At 57.6% G+C, this 1,051-nt stretch carries 1 protein-coding gene; it reads left to right on the top strand.

The features are described from left to right. Positions 1-93: 93 nt before the first annotated feature. Positions 94-1,042 (top strand): IS630 family transposase gene (locus C5J22_RS30865; protein WP_105441385.1). Its coding sequence is split into 2 segments (ribosomal slippage): positions 94-429 and positions 431-1,042, totalling 948 coding nucleotides; the frame shifts between segments, so codons are not numbered across the junction. The last annotated feature ends 9 nt before the right edge of the window (positions 1,043-1,051 follow it).

Here is a 1,051-nt window from a genome sequence, read left to right on the forward strand (position 1 = left end):
TAGAGCGTTTCCGCATTTTTCAGAATCATACCGGATTCCCAAATCGGCTTTGTTCTGATTCACTGATACTGGTTGGATGGAGGCCGGCATCTCATGACCGCACCGTTATCGAATGATCTTCGTGAGCGTGTTGTTGCAGCCGTTTCGAACGGCGAGAGTAGTCGTGCAGTGGCTGCGCGGTTCGACGTTGCCGTCTCTTCGGTGGTGAAGTGGTCGCAGCGACACAGGGCGACCGGATCGGTCCAGCCCGGCAAGATGGGTGGCCATCGCAAACGGATTTTGGAGCCTCATCGCAGCTTCATTGCCGAGCGGCTCGAACAGAACCCGCACCTGACGCTGCATGGTCTGAAGGCCGAACTGGCATCACGAGGCATGGCCGTCTCCCACAATACGATCTGGGAGTTCATCCGCCGCGAAGGACTACGCTTCAAAAAAAACGCTGTTCGCCGTTGAGCAGGCCCGTGCCGATATCGCCCGCAGGCGAGAGCGATGGAAAGTATTGCAACACCATCTCGATCCGGCGCGGCTGGTCTTCATCGATGAGACCTGGATCAAAACCAACATGACACCCATCAGGGGCTGGGGACCAAGGGGCCGGCGTCTGCGGGCGTTTGCGCCGCACGGTCACTGGCGCACCCTGACATTCCTCGGTGCGTTGAGGAGCGACCGGCTGACAGCGCCTTGCGTCTTCGACGGGCCGATCAACGGCCAGTGTTTTCGCGCCTATGTCGAACAGCAGTTGGTCCCTGTTCTCAAGCCTGGCGACATCGTCATCATGGACAATCTCGGTAGCCACAAGTCGGCGGCTATTCGTCAAGCGATCAAAGCCGCTGGTGCACGGCTCTGGTTCCTGCCACCCTATTCGCCCGACCTCAATCCGATCGAGCAGGCTTTTTCGAAGATCAAGCATTGGATGAGGCATGCACAAAAGCGCACCATCGATGACACCTGGCGTCACATCGGCAGACTGGTCGAAACAATCCTGCCCGACGAATGCGCCAACTATCTCACAAATGCAGGATATGCTTCCGTCAAAACATGAACCGCTCTA

Source organism: Neorhizobium sp. T25_13, from assembly GCF_002968675.1.
Classification (GTDB): domain Bacteria; phylum Pseudomonadota; class Alphaproteobacteria; order Rhizobiales; family Rhizobiaceae; genus Neorhizobium; species Neorhizobium tomejilense.